Raw genomic sequence first — 16,550 nt, 5'->3', positions numbered from 1 at the left:
CCACGAATCATGAAGCTTGAGAGATGCCTGTGATTCTGAGACCGGCGCTCTTTACCTTGTACCGGATATTCAATGAGACCAGGAGCGCAGTTATCTGTTCAACAGTTCGCGAGTTTTCAAGCGAGCCAGCATCAAACCCACGCGCCCCCGCAATACTCTGCACAAGCTCAAGAACAATCTTCTTCGCATTATCATCGTTAGAGCACACAAGAACGTCGCACTCGACCTTTTTGGAGGGATCTTTGAGGAGTTCAGCGCTCACGTTGTTGAACGCCGTCACAACACTCACCGTCTTTGGTGCAACTGAGGCCGCGAGTTCTCCAGCAGACCCGGCCCAGACACCAACTGTTCTTGTAGCGCGGCCCCCGATCGCTGTTTCAAGGGGCACCGACACGTTCACCAGAACTTGGCCGGGCTTCAGGTTGGGCTTAACGGTCTTTAAAGTGTCGAGTAACGCCGTGAAAGGCACCGTTAACACTACTACGTCTGCCTGTTGGACGGCGTTTTCATTTGTCAATCCTGATACCCGAACCGGACGTCCAGCTGTCTGAGCCATAGTCTTCGCAGCCTCCGCCGCTCTATCCGGGCTTCTGGAACCAATGATTACTTGGTGTCCGGCCATCGCCCATCGGAGGGCGAGACCAAACCCCTCTTCGCCCGCCCCGCCGAGAACGGCTATCTTGCGACTTTCCGTCTGGGTCTACTCCTTGCTGAATTGTGAGGGAGAGGCTTGATGAGTCCCTTCTTCATGAGGAGCTCCGTTGACTGTCGAGCATGGCTAATGACCATCTTCGCCTTCTCGTAGAGTTCCATCCGAGTTGCCTTTACTCTCGCTAGGCCCTGCCTGACCCCCTCGGCTCCGACCGCGGCCGCTTCTCGCGGGAACACGTCCCAGTCACTCATACTCGGAAGAATCCTCTCCTCATCAATACCCTTCTCCTCCGCAATCTTTGCCAGCTCGTTGGCTGCGGCGATGCACATCTCGTCGCTAATCGCCTTAGCCCTAACGTCTAGAGTTCCCCTGAAGATCCCTGGAAACCCAAGAGAGTTGTTGACCTGGTTGGGAAAGTCTGATCGGCCTGTCGCAACTATACTTGCGCCCGCCTGCTTCGCCTCCCAAGGCCAAACCTCAGGAATAGGGTTCGCACACGCGAAGATAATTGCGTCATCTGCCATCGTGGAGATCAGTCCCTTCGGAACAACGCCTGGTCCTGGCGTGGACATTGCAATCAAGACATCGGTTCCTTTCAGCGCTTCCTTGAGGCCGCCTGTGAGGCCTTCCGAGTTTGTCTTCAATGAAATCTCCCATTTCGCGTGGTATTCCTGCTCTAGCTCTGTGCGCTGGCGGTTGAGGATTCCTTCCCTGTCAACCATGACTATGTTCCCAGGCGATACTCCAGCTTCCATTATGATGCGCGCGACTGCGATGTTCGCTGCTCCTGCCCCAAGCATGCAAATTCGTGCGTTTCCGACTTTCTTGCCAACAACCTTTAGCGCGTTGATAAGACCGGCGCAGACAACAGTTCCCGTTCCCTGCTGATCGTCGTGCCACACGGGAATCCTAAGGTCCAGTCTTAGAGCGTCGAGGATGTCGAAACATTTTGGTTGTGAGATGTCTTCGAGGTTGACACCGCCAAACGACGGTTGTAACCACCTGACAGCGTTCTCAATCTCATCGGGTTTCTTTGTTCCTAGACAGATCGGATAAGCATCGACTCCTCCCAGGTACTTGAACAGCAAGCTCTTCCCTTCCATCACTGGAAGACCAGCCTCCGGCCCAATATCTCCAAGACCAAGGACTCTAGTGCCGTCTGTGACTATCGCGATGCTATTCCACTTGTTAGTATAATCATAGACCTTCTCGGGGTTTTTCTGGATCTCCTTGCAGGGATCCGCGACTCCAGGAGTATACCAGATCGCGAAGTCATCATAGGAGTCAACTGGAACCTTTGACACAATCTCAATTTTCCCCTGATAGAAGGGATGATACTTCATTGCAAGCTTTGCGGGAGCGTAAGCCCGTTTCAGCAACGCTGTCTCTTGAGCCAATCCCGATCAGTCACTTCTTAGGAAAAGCCGGTTCGTCGCCTAGCCTGATTTAACGCTGTTGAAAGCAGAAAGGCGCCAGTAATCCTTATCAGGGATTCGCCGGCCGATGCGTCAGCGAAACGCACTTGTCGTATTCCCACCTCGCAGACCAATGGAGAGAAAAAACGCCTGAACTGAAAGAATGGCTAAGACACTCCGTTGTCAGCTGGAGAAAGGAACCAGTCGTCAAACGGATTCCCTACCCTACAAGGCTAGATCGAGCCCGCCGTTTAGGTTACAAGGCAAAGCAAGGAATAGTCCTCGTCAGAGTCCGCGTGAGACGGGGAGGCGCCAAAAAACCACGCCCAGTATCAGGACGCCGACAGAAAGCCTTGGGCGTAACCAAATTCACCAGAAGCCTCTCCCTCCAAAGGATAGCAGAAAAACGCGCTAACAGAAAATACGTCAACCTCTCAATCCTCGACTCATACTACCTCTACTCCGACGGCATACACCACTGGTACGAAGTGATCCTTGCTGACAAGAGTCATCCTGCACTCGTGGAATGGTTTAAGGAGAAAAACCACCGAGCGCCATCACTGCCAATCGCAGCGGTCGAGAACATCAGCGAAACCCGATAAACAGCCCGCCCTCAACTGGGTCGTATCGAAGAAAGGTTAGCAGATGACTCCAGACCCGCTGACCAGAATAGTCAAGATGGGTCGCAAGGTAGATCCTATCATTTGCAAAGCGCTGGCCGACGCGTCTTCTCCTAAGTTTCAATCTCCTGTGACCTACCATTTCAGAACCGGTGGCAAGAGGATGCGAGCGACCCTCGTTCTTCTTGCGTGCGCAGCCTGTGGTGGCAGAGTTAAGGATGGACTGAACCCCGCGGCGTTGGTCGAGATGATTCACAACTACTCGCTTGTTATGGACGATCTCATTGACCGGGGCGAGGTGAGAAGAGGAAAGCCAACCGTAAGGGTCCAATTCGGAGACTCCGTCGCCCTACTAGTCGCCATGCTTTACCGCGAAGCCTTAGACGACCTCATTGAGAAATGCATCCCTCCAAGCAAGACAAGGGTTGTTGCGGTTCAGGCGATGAAAGACATCATTGAAGGCGAGAGACTCGACCTCTTGTTGGAGCAAGCTGGCAGAACAGATCCTTACCTCAAGACCCAGCGCTTTCGCGAGCCAAGTTTCGACCTTTACATTGACATGATAGGAAAGAAGACTGCGGCCCTTTTCAAAGCCGCCTCCCAAATAGGAGCACATTCAGCACACGCTAACTCCCCGATTGTGCAGTCTCTAGGCGAATTTGGATGGAAAGCCGGGCTGGCATTTCAGATAATGGATGATGTGCTTGACATTTGCGGGCAAGAAACAGGCAAGCAGATTGGCAAAGATATCATTGAACACAAATTAGGAAACGCGGCGATATTGATGGCTCTAAGATACCTGCCCCGAACCAAAAGGTCAGAGATTCTCACAATCCTAAGCTCCGAGAAAGTGTCGCAAGCGATGGTCAAGAGGGCGAGACACCTAGTCATGGAGACCCCGGCAGAGAAAGACTGCAGAGAAATCGCGGCGAAATACCTCCAAGAGGCCAAGGGCCAACTTTCGATACTTAGAGAATCTGTCTACAGAGATGGTTTGGCTACACTTTCCGACGCGATTGTCTCGAGGACTTTCTAGCGCTCGCCCACGGCGCGAATCTGGTCCCGATGACGCCATCTCGTTCGAGGAGCATTCTGAGGGCGTTTTTTTCTTTCAGGTTGAAAATGTAACATTCGCAGCCGCTCTTGGCGAGCCTGAGAGCTTGTACAACCTTCTCTCTCATGCCCCCAGTGGCATCACCAGAAGAAGTTCGCGACGCATTCAATACCAACCGGAAGTTGCCCGAGGTAACTTCAGAGATAATCGTAGCGCCCGAGAAAGTCCTAGGGTTTTTTGAGTATACCCCATCGACATCGCACCCTAGCAAAACTCGAGAGGCTCCCATTCGGGCTCCAAGTAGCGAAGCAAGTCGGTCCCCGGATAGAACGCCAATCCCTTGCGACTCGTCGAACACCAGGTCCCCGTGTAGCAATGGGATGAGCCTGGCGCGTAACGCGTTTCTCATTGGATCTAACATGATTCTTTTCACCTTCCCTTTGTCAAAGGTCACGAAACCCATCGGGTGAAAGGGAACAGGAACCTGGTTTCTCAACAGCAGAGACGCAGAAACCATCCTCGTGAGCTGGTCCAAGTAGAACTCCGTCTCTGAAATAGAACGAAGCTGGGATCTCTTGTGGAGACCTTTCCCTAGCCCAGATCTTGTAACGAAAGGATGAGCGTAAGAACCACCGCCATGGATGAGAACTAGGGGAAGATCGTAGTCTCTAAGCTGGTCAGCGATGTGCTGAATCACAGGAATATTCGGAGTGCACTCTCGGGCCTTGTCCGTGATTGCGGACCCTCCAAGCTTTACAATGGTAAGCTGGTCCATTCGGTGCATCCCCAGCAAAGCTTGCTTTTAGCCGCTTCGGGTGACTTTGACGTTGCTCCAAGGGTAACACCCGACTTATGATTAACACTAGTGCTGATTCCACCCGGAAGTCATTGCTGAACATTAACGGTTCCCCAAATAATACGTTACTCGAAGTCATCGAGGAGCGAATAATTAGCTCACTAGGCGACAAACCAAACAGTTCGATCAGCGAGATCGCAAAGGATCTTAGAGTGAACAGATCCACCGCCTCGAAATACTTACACGTACTCCGCGCGAAAAAGAAGGTCGCCTTTCGGCAGGTCGGACCTGTCAAACTATGGTCGCTGGAGGAGCAATAATGGAAGTCAGAAGGGCAATCGCCCCAAGTATCCAGGAATCAGACGACCGAGTCCCTACGGGAGTCCCCAGTCTGGACAAGATAATAGAAGGAGGTCTTCGACGAGGCGACTGCATTATCGTTGCCGGCCAACCGGGAACCGGTAAGACGACTCTCGGACTGCAATTCCTGTACCATGGTGCCACCAGATGCGGCGAAAACGGTGTCTACGCATCTGTCATAGAAAGCAGTGAAAAACTCAAACGAAACGGCTTGCGATTCGGATGGGACCTCAGCCGACTCGAATCGGAAAACAAGCTACGCCTCGTCTCCCTCCAATCTACCATGAAAGCTGGCGTCAGTACAGCTCTCGAAACAGTTCTAGAGGCATTGCACAGCACCAACGCAAAGAGGCTCGTATTCGATTCACTCTCAGCGCTCATGACAGCGTTCGAGAGCAACGCTGAAGCCCGCAGCTTCCTTCACATCATGGTTAAATTCCTAGAGGCCGCGAACTGCACAACGCTCATGATAAGCGAAGTTCCTTGGGGAAAGCAACAACTAGGAACCAACTTCGAGGAATTTCTGGGCGATGGGCTCGTAATACTGGACGCAAGCTTCGACAACTCGAGAGTCCGCAGAAGAGTCTACATTCCCAAAATGAGAGGGACTGAGCACAGACTAGAAGGATACGACTACTACATAACAAGAGACGGTTTTTCCCTAGCGCCAACCCCGATCCCTCCCGACAAGATACGATAAACCAAAGATTAGCAGTCATCTCTACAACGCTCTTCTTGTTTTTGTCAGAACGGACACGACGAACAAATGCCCCCTCTTCGGAGCGATCTCCTCGAGAAGCTGATCGGGTCTGAAACCAAAGCTGAGCTTCTAATGTACTTCCACGACAACCCCGACGCAACTGATACGGTCGAGGGAATCGCCCACAAGATCCGACGTAGTCCAAAGGAAATTGAGCGCGATGTCACAGATCTTGTCGAGCTAGGCTTGCTTCAAGAGGTGCGAGTCATATCCTTCAGCAAGGATAGGGATCAAGAGCTACAAAAAGAGATCTCGCAAAGACTCGTGTCAGCAGGATCCTTCGAGGAAGCGCCCGCATCCCAGAACAGGGATTTGACAGGAGTGGGAATGATCGACTCGCTCTTGCCGGATGGCTATCCTTCATCATCGGTAGTGCTGGTCATGGGGGATCCAGCCGCGGGAAAGACAACCCTTCTGATCCAACTTGTCGCCGAGGCCTTGAAGAAAGGGAAGAATGTCGTCTACGCAACCCTAGACGACTTTCCCGATAGCATCAGAGAGTCCATGAAACTGATGGGACTTAACCCGAGAGAATATGAGATAGAAGGGAGGAGGAGACTCGTCTTCATAGACTGTTACTCGTTTCTAGTTGGCGTAAAAAGTCAGGAACAGTATAGCGAGGATCCGCAACGGTTGTCGGACCTGAGTATCGTCGTAACAAAGGCCTTGTCGGAAGCTCGGGACTCTGGCAATGTATTGCTCGCCATGGATTCGCTGACCACTCTTATTCAAAGGAGCGGAGTGAGGCCCTCATTCGATTTTCTGCACACCCTTATTGCAAAGATAAGGAGTAACCGAGCCAGTTGTGTGACGTCGCTTTCGAGGAAGGCATTTCATCCGGCGATTATCGCCGCAATACAAGACAAGGTCGACGGTGTAATTGAGATGAAAGTGGAAGACACGAAAGATGGCTTGGCGCGTTTCATAAGAGTGTCGAAAATGAAAGGTGCCCAGCACATAACCACCTGGACGCCATACAATAGGGATCCCTCGATGGGTCTCATAATTCCCTTTGAAGAGTCCCGGGTCAAAAAATCAGTTTAGTCTCATTACAGAACACTCTCGCGTGGAAAGACTTCGATTCCAGTATCAGTTATTCGGTAAGGCCTTGGTTGGTTGTCCAGGGGAGTTTTGCGCATTTTCTCAACCTGGATGACGCGCAGTAGTGACTTCCCAACTTGCAATTGCTGGAGAAGGATGACGCCGTGAGCGAGATATTCTTCGTAGTCGAGGCTCCTTTCGAAACCAGGTCTTCGAAGTTCAGTCGTAATCAAACATGTTGCGCCGGTCTCTGCTAGTGCTTCCATGAGTTCAACCAATGCGTTTCGTTGCGCTGCCACTCCTTCGTATTGAAAGACCAATGTCGTCACGGGGTCAACAACGATTCTCTTGGCCCCGATCTCTCGAACACTGGTCTTAATCATCTCGATCAACGTCGCCATGGAGAACTCCTTCCGGCCGACGGTCAGTTTTCCAACTTTAATCTCAGCAGGGAGATATCTGATCGGGGAAGCTTCGAGGAAAATTAGCTTCTTGCTATTCTCGAGGTCTTGGAAATCCCAACCGAAGTCAAGCATTTCCTCGAAGACGTGCTGTTTGTTTTCGTCGAGGCTGACAATTACGCCGGGTTCGTCATAGTCCAAGATCCCATTGACAATGTACTGAGAGGATAGTATTGTCTTGCCAGTCCCCGGTCCTCCAGAGAGCAGAATAGTTCTGTTCCTAGGCAATCCTCCAGTAAGCAGCTTGTCGAGGCCTGGAATCCCGGTAGGAGTTCTAGAACTAGCGTTCGGATTCGTCGAGGAGTCAGCCAATAGTCTTCAAAACGGGTTGAGGAAGCTCGCAAACCATATTCGTTCTGATACGTACAGCGTCTCGAACAAGGTACAACTCCTGAATATCCATCACCTCGCGTCTCGCCTGCGTATAGCCAGAGGCACCTAGAGGGGTAGAGTCAATAGGAATGACATCCAAGGACAGGCTTACCCTATACCAGGGTCAAAGTGTCCAGCTACTTCTAGGTAGATTTGTCAAGGGGGAAATTGTTGAACTTGTGCCCAGCTTTGATCTCAGCCAAACGGCAAGATATCCAGAAGTCGAGGAGGTTGTTGATGGTGATACAACTGCTGCGACGCAACTGGTTGAGAAACTCTGGGATGTGGGAATATTCAAGCGCAAATTCCACGAAAAAATCCTGGTTTGTCCGAGTTGTTTGTCTGCAAATGTCAGCAATGATTACGTCTGTCCGAATTGCAACTCTATCGACATAGAACGAAAGACTCTTCTTGAGCACACGGCTTGCGGGACCATCGACAGCGTAGACAACTTTCTAGTCGAAGGCGGCCTCTACTGTCCGAAATGCAATAAGGAGTTGATAGAAGCTGGGGTGGATTATCAAAAGCTCGGTGCTTGGTTCCAATGCTCCCAGTGTGGAAAGAGGTCGGACTTACCAAGTCCAATTCATCGATGTAGAAGTTGTGGACATATTTTCACCATCAAAGACACTGGGTTCGTCAACGTCTACAGTTATCGAATGAGCGCCGAGGCAGAGGATGAATTCAAGCGGACCTTCCTTGTGATGAAGCCTATTGGAGCCACGCTCGAGGATTTCCAGTATAAGGTCGAGATGCCTGGTCAGGTCGCCGGTCGTTCTGGGGCCCTCCATAGGTTTGACGCGGTTGCCTCGAAAGGCTCCTCTGAGCTTGTTGTTCTCGACGTAATTGCAAGTGATCGGGAGATTGAAGAGACACCAATAGCGTCGCTCTACGCCAAAGTGTTTGATGTGAGTCCCAGCCAGACAATCCTCGTGGCGATTCCTGGGCTAACGGAGAAAGCCAAGAAACTGGCGGCTTTGTACAGAATCTCGGTTATTGAAGCAGGCGATTCGCAGCAGGCAGCCGATCTCCTAAAGGGGCATTTCGGTTGGACTGGCCTTTCGGGCAATGAAGAATCGATAGACGATTTGCAATTGTAACCTAATCACTACTATCAAGGTTACACCACTCTCAAGCCGAACAGCCACTTTGCGGTGGCTAAGTTGACTCCTCGTGCCACTGAAGGTCAAGCCTGTAAAGCTTAGAGACAGCCTATACTTGCTAATTCCCGTGGACATAGCAAGGCTGCTTGGGGTAGCTGCATCATCTCATTTTCAGCTAAGTTTGAACGAGAATCAAGAATCTGTTAGGCTCGTCTACGAGATGAGGAAAGATGAATCGCCGAAAGAAGTCATTACCAAAGACGAGTGAGGCGGTGAAAATTCGTTCATCAGATCTTAGATCTGCTCGCGCTCAGCGCCTCTTGCATGGCCCTGCTCTTTACGATCCGAGCCAAGAAAACATACTTTCTAGACTCAGTTTTCTTCATCATCGCCGCAAACATTGGATTCATTCTGTTTCTTTCCGATACAACTAGCTCAGACCTTCTCAGTAGACCTCCCAACCCATACCTGGATACCATCTTCCTAGCGCTGACTGCCATCGCGATCGGTTTTGCAAGTTACCTCCTGAAGGAAAGCAGAGGGAAGGGAGGATTCACAGAGCTTACGAGTTTTCTGAAGAGGCTTCCGATGCCCTTGCTTGCGTTCCTCTCAATCTCGATAGGCTGGGCAACAGCCACTCTCATCTGGCAGCCATTCACCGTCAACGACCTTACAAGCAATGCAGAGCGCATCTATTTCTTTTCTTATGACAGCTGGTACATCGTAGTCAGCTCGATTCTGTTGACCTCGTTTATCGCATTTCCTGTTCTCTCCTTTTACAGACAGTCTCGACGAGTACAAGATCCGAAAGCCTCGAGCTCGATCAGGCTCATCAGTATTTGCTGGGCTTGTTTCGGTCTCATCACGTTCTTTCAACAAGCATTTGCGGGAGGCTACGCAAGCTTGGTCAAAAGTTTCAGCATAGTAGCAGACGGAGCATTGTTCGTCCTTGTGTCCTTTGCCCTAAGAGAGCCCACCATCCTGAGTAGAATCGTCACCGGGGGTGAGATGATCTTCCAAGCAGTCAGCTCAAGCGCCGAAGAAGATACCGTGGTCTTATACAACACAGAATCTGACAGGAAAAGGCTTGTTGAGAGGTTCGTGGAGGACGGACTAGCGACTAGACAAGAGTTGGTCTTCTATGCCATCAAGTCAGAAGTACCTTTCTACCGTGCAATTCTAAAGGGAACTACAACGGATCATTCTCGACAAAGGGGTCCACAAATGATGATTCAATCCATTGATTTTGGAGCCGGCGAAGCAGGGCTTGATCTCAGCGTTCCTCCCGGATTTCACAGGACGAAAAGAGAACTTGTCGATCTTGGGGAACTAAGCCTGGATCAATGCAATCTCATAATATCAAAGGTCAAGGCCCTTGACAGTCTTCCTGGACCTCGCCGCAAACCGCGCATATGGGCTCTCAATGTCGAGGAGGCACAGTCGGGGACGCTCGAGGCAATACGCGAGGCGAACCCTAAGGCTCGGGTCCGTGATCTTGCGCTCCAGCAGGATAGTTTTTCAAAACTGCTCAATACCAAGCATCAGGCATTGTCTAGGAGTAGAATACTTCTAGAGTATGACCCTACAAGTAGCTATGAAGATGCAGTTCAGAAATTTGCCCGAGAATTCCAAGCTAATGTCGAGCCGATAGCGATTTTCACATCCATGGGGAGTCCAACATTTAGGCAGTTCAGAGGGCAGCATAACCTGCGCTTGTTCACTTTCAGTACGAAAACGTCAACTCCTTCAAAGGTTTCTGAAGAGCACGTTCTACTGCCTGAAAGAGATACCTCTCTGCTTCTTGACGCCGTCGATAAGTTACTACAGGCGAACCATGGCCGTTTGGTTGGGATGGTTTTCGATGTATTCACAGATTTGATCCTCTTTCAGGGGTTCGAGAAAGGCTATGGCGTATTGTCGTCTGTGGTCGAGATGTCTGAGTCAGAGTCAGCGTCTACGCTTGTGCTGATCAACTTCACAGCTCTCGATGAGAGATCCCTAAATGGAATCAGAGGCCTTTTCAGATCACAGGCCAAGTACGACTTGAATGGCTTCAGAATGGTTCGCTCCTCCCAGGGAATGGGACTCCCGGGTTTTGAAACCAAGAAGCCGAGCTTTGAAGACGAAAGTCAAGGATCCGAGGGGAGAGTGTCCAATTGAGCAGAACGCAGTCTTTCGGTCAGTTACTGCTTGAATGTGTTGACGAGGGATTGTCCGTTCTTGGAAATGAGCCCAGGCTGGCAGTCTACCAATATCTCTCCACAATTCAGTCTCTTGATCGGGAGCAGATCCCCGACAGGGTAGAGGAATTCGCGGCTGGGCTGAAAAAGGCGCTAGGTGGCGCATCAAGGGTAATCGAGCGGTTGATCTTGAAGAAACTGTTTCAACAGATAGGATCAACGTTCCGTGAGACGGCAGACTCAGAGTTCGTTGATTACGTTCAAGATGCTAAACGCAGGTTTGAGATTGCATCTGCGAAACATAGCGATCTCTTAGAGAGCCTTCGCTCAAAAAAGGGCCAGATTACCGGTTAGAGAGTCAACGACATCGGCCGGAGCTGGACCGATTCCCAAGCATGTTATTGTTCCGGGGGGAACCTGGGTCAGCCCCCTATCTCTGACCAAATGAACCGGAAGCCCTTTCGATTTACCTTTCCTCTCGAGTTCCAAGACACTCTCGAGATCCGGAACCTTTACCGCGACCTTCATTTGTCCTTCCTCCATCCACGATTTCCACCAATTGTGCAGATGGGTGCGGGCCTCTTCGGCCGCTGTTACCGCAGCGTGTGCACACTGCACAGCCGCTTTTCCCCTTCCCATGTCGAGATCCAATCTAACGACAAGCACTTGTTTGAATCGAAAACTTTCTGACATGACCGGGACAAGATTACAAGTTAATGGTATTTTAAAGCGAAAGGGCGCTTTCTACAGGTTGACTCGAATGGATTCCCCGGTGCAGGCCTATTCAGTCACGATTTCTACGATTATCCACGCAACCGAAGACTCTGAAAAGGTTTCGCAGGGGATACGAAACCTCTACCTTGGCGAAACGCTCCTAAGTTCATCGATGAATCGAGCCAAAGGCCATCATGGCAATGAAATCGTAACCCTAGTGTTTGCGACTAGAAATGCGAAGAGCGTGGAAGGTTTTCTTCAAATGATTTGGAGTCGTCTATCCGAGTTGGATAGGACCGAGGTGTTCTCAAGTTTGACCTCAAGGATTGACAACGCGGGCACCCTATTCCTGCGGATTGACAAACAAGCGGCACTGAAAGGAAAAATTCGCCTTGAGAACACAGACCCGATCAAAATTGCGATCTCGTTCAGAACAAAGTCGCCTAAGGGCGACGGACTCGTGGAAGAAATTCAGAAAAAGCTAGGAGAAATTCACGGCTAGATTCGTTCTAGTGTCCGAACCCACATCCTATTATTCAGGCCCATAGACTTGTGGATGGGGAATGACGAAGCCAGTCCCAGCTTGACCAAAAGGATGATGTCCTCAGCGACGGGCCGACCCCAAACATATCGCAACTTAGAAGTCATCGCACTGAGAAAGGTTTTAGTACGCAGTCACCCGTGTCACCGCGATTTCAGTTAGGTGCAATAGTTTGTCCATGTTTGCCGTGCCCGGAGCTTACGACCGGGCCATAACCGTATTCTCTCCTGACGGGAGACTGTTCCAAGTTGAATACGCGAGCGAAACGGTGAAGCGAGGTGCTACAGTCCTGGGCATAGCATCGCCTGAGGGAGTTGTTCTCGCCGCCGAAGAAAGGGCGGGTTCGAAGCTACAGGATTTGTCCTTCATGTGGAAGATATTCCAGATAGATGATCACGTGGGTACAGCTGTAGCTGGGCTAAGTTGCGACGCTCACATTCTCGTTGACCAAGCGAGAATATACGCCCAAAGTAACAAACTGATGTATGACGAGCCGATCGACATTGAGATACTGACTCGACGCATAGGAGAAATAAAGCAGCTCTACACACAGCACGCAGGAGTCCGGCCGTTCGGGATTTCGATGCTCTTCGGAGGAGTCGACAAAAAGGGGAGTAGATTATTTTGGACTGACCCCAGCGGCGCGTTCTTCGCCTACAGGGCGTGGGCAATCGGGGCCGGTGGAGATGCGGCTAACGAGATACTTGAGGCAGAATACCGAGACAACCTTACGATGGATGAGGCGTTACTGTTGGGCATGAAGTGTATGACGAAAGTGTTGGAGGGAAAGGCCGAGCCTCAGAAAATCCGGGTCGCGATTATCCCGAGGGAGACGGGCAAATTCCAGAAACTCCCCGTTGAAGAGGTAGACAAGTACCTCCGAAAGCTGGATGCTGGTAAAAAGGCACCGGCTGGCAAATGAGTGACAAGTTCACAACGGCACGCCTATCCAGGGGCCAAGACCGTTTTGAGATACTAGTAAAACCTCAACCCGCTCTCGACTACAAGCTCGGAAAGCCCATTCCTATTTCCCAAGTTCTAATGATCGAAGAGGTATACTCTGACTCCGGGAAGGGAACGAGAGCTTCAGAAGAGAAATTGCAGAAACATTTCGGGACTACTGATGCCGCCAAAGTCGCGGAGGAGATCATGAAGTCTGGTGAGCTTCAGCTCACAACTGAGCAGCGCCGCCAGCTGATAGACGAGAAGAGGCGTCAGATTATCTCGATAATCTCACGGAATGCCATCGACCCTCGAAGCGGAGCACCTCACCCGCCGCTTAGGATCGAGCAGGCTCTCGAACAGATCCGTATCTCAATTGATCCCTACAAGAGTGCAGAAGAACAGGCGAAACAGGTCATCGAAGACCTTAGGCCAGTGCTTCCGATCAAGATGGAACAAATGCGAATAGCCGTCAAGGTATTCCCAGAGCATGCCGCTAGGGCCTACAACGCTTTCAAGAGCTTTGGCACGGTTACACGTGAAGAGTGGCAAGCCGACGGGGCTCTAGTAGCAGTTATAGAGATGCCCGCAGGCATGTATGGCTCATTCACGGACAGAGTTAGCAAGATGACACAGGGAACTATTCAGATGAAGGTCCTAAACTAGAAGGAGAAATCAGATGGTAATCGCAGCAGAGCCAAAACAAGTAGTCGCGCCTGGCGAACTCCTCGCCGAGGGAGAGCACTTGCTCGGCGACAACTCGTTCAAGATAGGAACCCGGATATATTCTGCGTGTATAGGAATCTTCGAAGTAGACGGCAACAGAGTCACTGTTGTACCACTCAAGGGTGGATATTTCCCCCGAGTAGGAGATCTAGTCGGCGGCAGAATCGTCGACGTGGGGCTGTCAGGGTGGACAGTGGATATCCGCGCCCCGTACGAGGCAATGCTTCCCGCTTCTGAGACGCCGGGTCCGAGAGGACCGAGGCGAAGAGATCTATCAGAGTCATTCGACGTCGGAGACATGGTCTTGGCTCAAGTTTTGGCCTTCGATAGAACGAGAGACCCTCTTCTTACTGTGAAGGGACCGGGCCTGGGCAAAATCTCCACAGGCAGAGTGGTAGAGATATCCGCTGCCAAGATACCCCGGCTAATTGGGAGGAAAGGCTCCATGATCAGCATGCTGAAGAGAGAGACCGGCTGCCAGATAACCGTAGGACAAAACGGCGTGGTTATGGTCTGGGGCAAGTCGCCTGAGAACGAAAGGGTCGCAGTAGAAGCCATATACATGGTCGAACGTGAAGCCCATACAAGAGGCCTAACAGACAGGATAAGAGAAATGATCGCAAAATCAAACGTGGTAGGAGAAGTTGCCAGAACCCAAACAGCCTGAAAAACTGATAGACGATAAAGGCATCCGTATCGACGGGCGTCGTCTAGACCAGTTACGACCGATAAAACTCGAAGTAGGATTACTGGACAAAGCCGACGGATCCGCATACATCGAACAGGGGAAAAACAAGATTCTCGTCGGAGTATACGGACCTAGAGAAGCTCACCCGAAACACATCGCCCTTCCAGACCGCGCAGTCTTGAGATGCAGATACCGCATGGCTCCGTTCTCCGTCGATGAGCGAAAGAATCCGGCCCCTTCTAGACGAGAAATGGAACTCTCCAAGGTAATCCGAGAATCACTTGAGTCCGTGGTTCTTACCGATCTCTACCCGAGGACAACTATCGACGTCTTCATCGAGGTCCTCCAGTCCGACGGTGGCTCTCGATGTGCTGGGATTACCGCAGCGTCCTTGGCATTAGCCGATGCAGGCATACCGATGAAAGAGCTAGTCGCGGCGTGCGCAGTTGGCAAGATTCAGGGACACATGGCTCTGGACCTGTCCGATGCGGAAGACAAGTACGGTGAAGCTGACCTACCAGTCGCATGGGTTCCCAACGCAAACCTAGTGACCCTCCTCCAAATGGACGGAATCCTCACAACCAACGAGTTCGAAAAAGGACTCACGATGGCGCTTGATGCGTGCAAGACAATCCACGGGATGCAGCAAGAGGCACTGAAGAAGAAATATCTAGTGATCAAGGAAGCTGCTGAGGAGAGAGAAGAAACCGAGGTAGTAGCCTAGTGTCATTCACCCCCCAACTTCCACCCGTCGCGAAACTCGAACAAAAGACAGTCGTCGATCTTGTGGCAAACGGAAAGAGGATAGACGAAAGAACCGCAGACAGCTACAGGCCGCTGCACATACAAGTGGGTCTGATAGAGAAAGCAAACGGATCAGCCCAAGTACACCTCGGAAAATCAAAGGTTCTAGTCGGTGTAAAAGTAGAAACAGGAACACCCTTTCCTGACACCCCGGATGAGGGAGTCCTAACCGTAAATGCCGAGCTAGGTCCGCTAGCATCTCCACTGTTCGAGTCAGGACCACCAAGCGAGCAGGCGATCGAACTGGCACGCGTTATCGACAGGGGAATCAGAGAGTCGAAGGCCGTCGACATGAAATCGCTGGTCCTCTTGAAGGGCAAGAAAGTCCAGGTTGTCTTCGTCGACATTTACATTCTGGATCACGACGGCAACCTCATTGACGCAGCCTCCATGGCCGCTCTAGCCGCGCTTGCGAGCGCTAAGCTATTGAAGGCGGAAATGAAGGGTGACGAGGTCGTTTACAAGCCAGGGCTTCATCCTCTACCTCTCAACAACCATCCTATAGCTGTCACCTTCGCCAAGGTTGGCAAGACGATCGTTGTGGACCCGGTGCTTGAGGAGGAGCAGGTCATGAACGCGAGGCTGACAGTCACGATCGAGAAGAACGGCAACATTTGCGCCATGCAAAAGGGAGGCCTATCAGGCTTCACACAAGAAGAACTGAAAACAGTGGTACACTTGGCCGTTCAGAAGGCTGCTGAAAACAGGGCAAAGATATTGGCCGCGGCGAAGGGCTGATGGGAAAGAAGATAGGACTCGCCGGAGGCTTCAGCGCCCGATACGGAACAGTCACACGACGACAGTACGTAGAGATAGTTACAGGCCTTAGAGGAAAGCACGAGTGTCCGAGATGCATGTTCAGAACCGTCAAGAGATGGAGCGTTGGCGTCTGGCACTGCAGAAAATGCGGATACAAGTTCGCGGGAGGAGCATACACGCCCCGGACCAAGCTTGGCGAGATCGCCGCAAGGGCCACAAGAGGCCTGATGAGTCCATCAACGCTTTCAACGGAGCTCGACAGCCTCCGCGCAGGCGCCAAAGTCGCAGTCACGGTGGCGCCCCAGATCAAGAAGACGAGGACCAGAAGGAAGAAGGTTGTAGCTCCTGAGGCCGAAAAGAAAGCTGCAGAAGGCCCCATCGAAGACCCCCAGCCCGGCCGAGTCGCGGTCGTCGAACCAGCCGACCAGCCAACCGACGACGCATGAAGAATCAGAAATCACGATATCCATTACATTCGACTCGCCGAAGATCGCCAACACAATATTATCTTCAGTCGCACCTGAAGCCAAACAAACTCCAGGTTACCGATCCTCGACGCAAC

The 16,550-nt window shown here is 51.4% G+C and carries 20 protein-coding genes and 1 pseudogene; 16 read left to right on the top strand and 5 right to left on the bottom strand.

Translation table 11 applies throughout. From position 1 onward, the window contains the following. Nucleotides 1-7: 7 nt before the first annotated feature. Nucleotides 8-679, bottom strand: a complete 672-nt coding sequence (gene npdG / locus VGS11_01460; GenBank protein HEV2118765.1) for an NADPH-dependent F420 reductase — start codon at nt 677-679, stop codon at nt 8-10. Beyond that, entirely contained in the window at nt 676-2,049 is a 1,374-nt protein-coding gene (locus VGS11_01455) for an NADP-dependent malic enzyme (protein ID HEV2118764.1), read from the bottom strand. Before VGS11_01455 ends, npdG begins: the two co-directional genes overlap by 4 nt. A gap of 125 nt (nt 2,050-2,174) precedes the next feature. Between VGS11_01455 and VGS11_01450 the strand changes: the two genes are divergently transcribed. Continuing rightward, entirely contained in the window at nt 2,175-2,669 is a 495-nt protein-coding gene (locus VGS11_01450; protein HEV2118763.1) for a 50S ribosomal protein L15e, read from the top strand. Between the two features lie 43 nt (nt 2,670-2,712). Then, a complete protein-coding gene (locus VGS11_01445) occupies nt 2,713-3,723 on the top strand; it encodes a polyprenyl synthetase family protein (GenBank protein ID HEV2118762.1) in 1,011 nt (336 codons plus the stop codon). Here VGS11_01445 and VGS11_01440 read toward each other — a convergent pair. Next, nucleotides 3,686-4,516: an isopentenyl phosphate kinase gene (locus VGS11_01440; protein HEV2118761.1), complete on the bottom strand. Its 831-nt coding sequence runs from the start codon at nt 4,514-4,516 to the stop codon at nt 3,686-3,688. The genes VGS11_01445 and VGS11_01440 overlap by 38 nt on opposite strands. Nucleotides 4,517-4,593: 77 nt before the next feature. Between VGS11_01440 and VGS11_01435 the strand changes: the two genes are divergently transcribed. From VGS11_01435 to VGS11_01425, 3 genes are all read left to right on the top strand, one after another. Next, nucleotides 4,594-4,857: a hypothetical protein gene (locus tag VGS11_01435; GenBank protein ID HEV2118760.1), complete on the top strand. Its 264-nt coding sequence runs from the start codon at nt 4,594-4,596 to the stop codon at nt 4,855-4,857. Further along, on the top strand, nt 4,857-5,597 hold the full coding sequence (locus tag VGS11_01430; protein HEV2118759.1) for an ATPase domain-containing protein: 741 nt from the start codon (nt 4,857-4,859) through the stop codon (nt 5,595-5,597). The genes VGS11_01435 and VGS11_01430 overlap by 1 nt, the downstream gene beginning before the upstream one ends. A gap of 66 nt (nt 5,598-5,663) precedes the next feature. Then, complete coding sequence (locus tag VGS11_01425; protein ID HEV2118758.1) at nt 5,664-6,701, top strand: RAD55 family ATPase; 1,038 nt, start codon at nt 5,664-5,666, stop codon at nt 6,699-6,701. Between the two features lie 5 nt (nt 6,702-6,706). Here VGS11_01425 and VGS11_01420 read toward each other — a convergent pair whose 3' ends face one another. After that, nucleotides 6,707-7,471, bottom strand: coding sequence for an ATPase domain-containing protein (locus VGS11_01420; protein ID HEV2118757.1), 765 nt, complete (start codon nt 7,469-7,471; stop codon nt 6,707-6,709). Nucleotides 7,472-7,620: 149 nt separating this feature from the next. Here VGS11_01420 and VGS11_01415 point away from each other — a divergent pair, with 149 nt between their 5' ends. From VGS11_01415 to VGS11_01400, 4 genes are all read left to right on the top strand, one after another. After that, nucleotides 7,621-8,631, top strand: a complete 1,011-nt coding sequence (locus tag VGS11_01415) for a hypothetical protein (protein HEV2118756.1) — start codon at nt 7,621-7,623, stop codon at nt 8,629-8,631. A 73-nt stretch (nt 8,632-8,704) separates the two neighbouring features. Beyond that, nucleotides 8,705-8,902, top strand: a complete 198-nt coding sequence (locus tag VGS11_01410; GenBank protein ID HEV2118755.1) for a hypothetical protein — start codon at nt 8,705-8,707, stop codon at nt 8,900-8,902. 56 nt (nt 8,903-8,958) lie between these two features. Further along, a complete protein-coding gene (locus tag VGS11_01405) occupies nt 8,959-10,794 on the top strand; it encodes a hypothetical protein (protein HEV2118754.1) in 1,836 nt (611 codons plus the stop codon). Continuing rightward, nucleotides 10,791-11,168 carry a hypothetical protein gene (locus tag VGS11_01400; protein HEV2118753.1) on the top strand — a complete coding sequence of 126 codons (378 nt, stop codon included), beginning with the start codon at nt 10,791-10,793 and terminating at the stop codon, nt 11,166-11,168. The genes VGS11_01405 and VGS11_01400 overlap by 4 nt, the downstream gene beginning before the upstream one ends. On the opposite strand, the gene pth2 is transcribed toward VGS11_01400, so the two are convergent. Continuing rightward, nucleotides 11,142-11,507, bottom strand: a complete 366-nt coding sequence (gene pth2 / locus VGS11_01395) for a peptidyl-tRNA hydrolase Pth2 (GenBank protein HEV2118752.1) — start codon at nt 11,505-11,507, stop codon at nt 11,142-11,144. The genes VGS11_01400 and pth2 overlap by 27 nt on opposite strands. A 67-nt stretch (nt 11,508-11,574) precedes the next feature. On the opposite strand from pth2, the gene VGS11_01390 reads away from it, so the two are divergent. From VGS11_01390 to VGS11_01360, 7 genes and pseudogenes are all read left to right on the top strand, one after another. Continuing rightward, the gene (locus tag VGS11_01390) at nt 11,575-12,030 is read left to right on the top strand and encodes an RNA-binding domain-containing protein (GenBank protein HEV2118751.1); all 456 of its coding nucleotides are present in this window, start codon (nt 11,575-11,577) and stop codon (nt 12,028-12,030) included. A gap of 217 nt (nt 12,031-12,247) precedes the next feature. Continuing rightward, nucleotides 12,248-12,991, top strand: a complete 744-nt coding sequence (gene psmA / locus VGS11_01385) for an archaeal proteasome endopeptidase complex subunit alpha (GenBank protein ID HEV2118750.1) — start codon at nt 12,248-12,250, stop codon at nt 12,989-12,991. Beyond that, nucleotides 12,988-13,677: a ribosome assembly factor SBDS gene (locus tag VGS11_01380; protein ID HEV2118749.1), complete on the top strand. Its 690-nt coding sequence runs from the start codon at nt 12,988-12,990 to the stop codon at nt 13,675-13,677. The genes psmA and VGS11_01380 overlap by 4 nt, the downstream gene beginning before the upstream one ends. Nucleotides 13,678-13,690: 13 nt before the next feature. Continuing rightward, nucleotides 13,691-14,404: an exosome complex RNA-binding protein Rrp4 gene (rrp4, locus tag VGS11_01375; GenBank protein HEV2118748.1), complete on the top strand. Its 714-nt coding sequence runs from the start codon at nt 13,691-13,693 to the stop codon at nt 14,402-14,404. Continuing rightward, nucleotides 14,382-15,149, top strand: a complete 768-nt coding sequence (gene rrp41 / locus VGS11_01370) for an exosome complex exonuclease Rrp41 (protein HEV2118747.1) — start codon at nt 14,382-14,384, stop codon at nt 15,147-15,149. Before rrp4 ends, rrp41 begins: the two co-directional genes overlap by 23 nt. Then, nucleotides 15,149-15,967, top strand: a complete 819-nt coding sequence (rrp42, locus tag VGS11_01365; GenBank protein HEV2118746.1) for an exosome complex protein Rrp42 — start codon at nt 15,149-15,151, stop codon at nt 15,965-15,967. The genes rrp41 and rrp42 overlap by 1 nt, the downstream gene beginning before the upstream one ends. Further along, nucleotides 15,964-16,200: pseudogene (locus VGS11_01360) on the top strand (50S ribosomal protein L37ae). Before rrp42 ends, VGS11_01360 begins: the two are co-directional and overlap by 4 nt. Nucleotides 16,201-16,550: the final 350 nt, after the last annotated feature.

The sequence above is a fragment of the Candidatus Bathyarchaeia archaeon genome (assembly GCA_035935655.1).
In the GTDB taxonomy this organism is placed as follows: domain Archaea; phylum Thermoproteota; class Bathyarchaeia; order 40CM-2-53-6; family 40CM-2-53-6; genus 40CM-2-53-6.
This window is presented reverse-complemented; position numbering and strand designations above follow the sequence as displayed.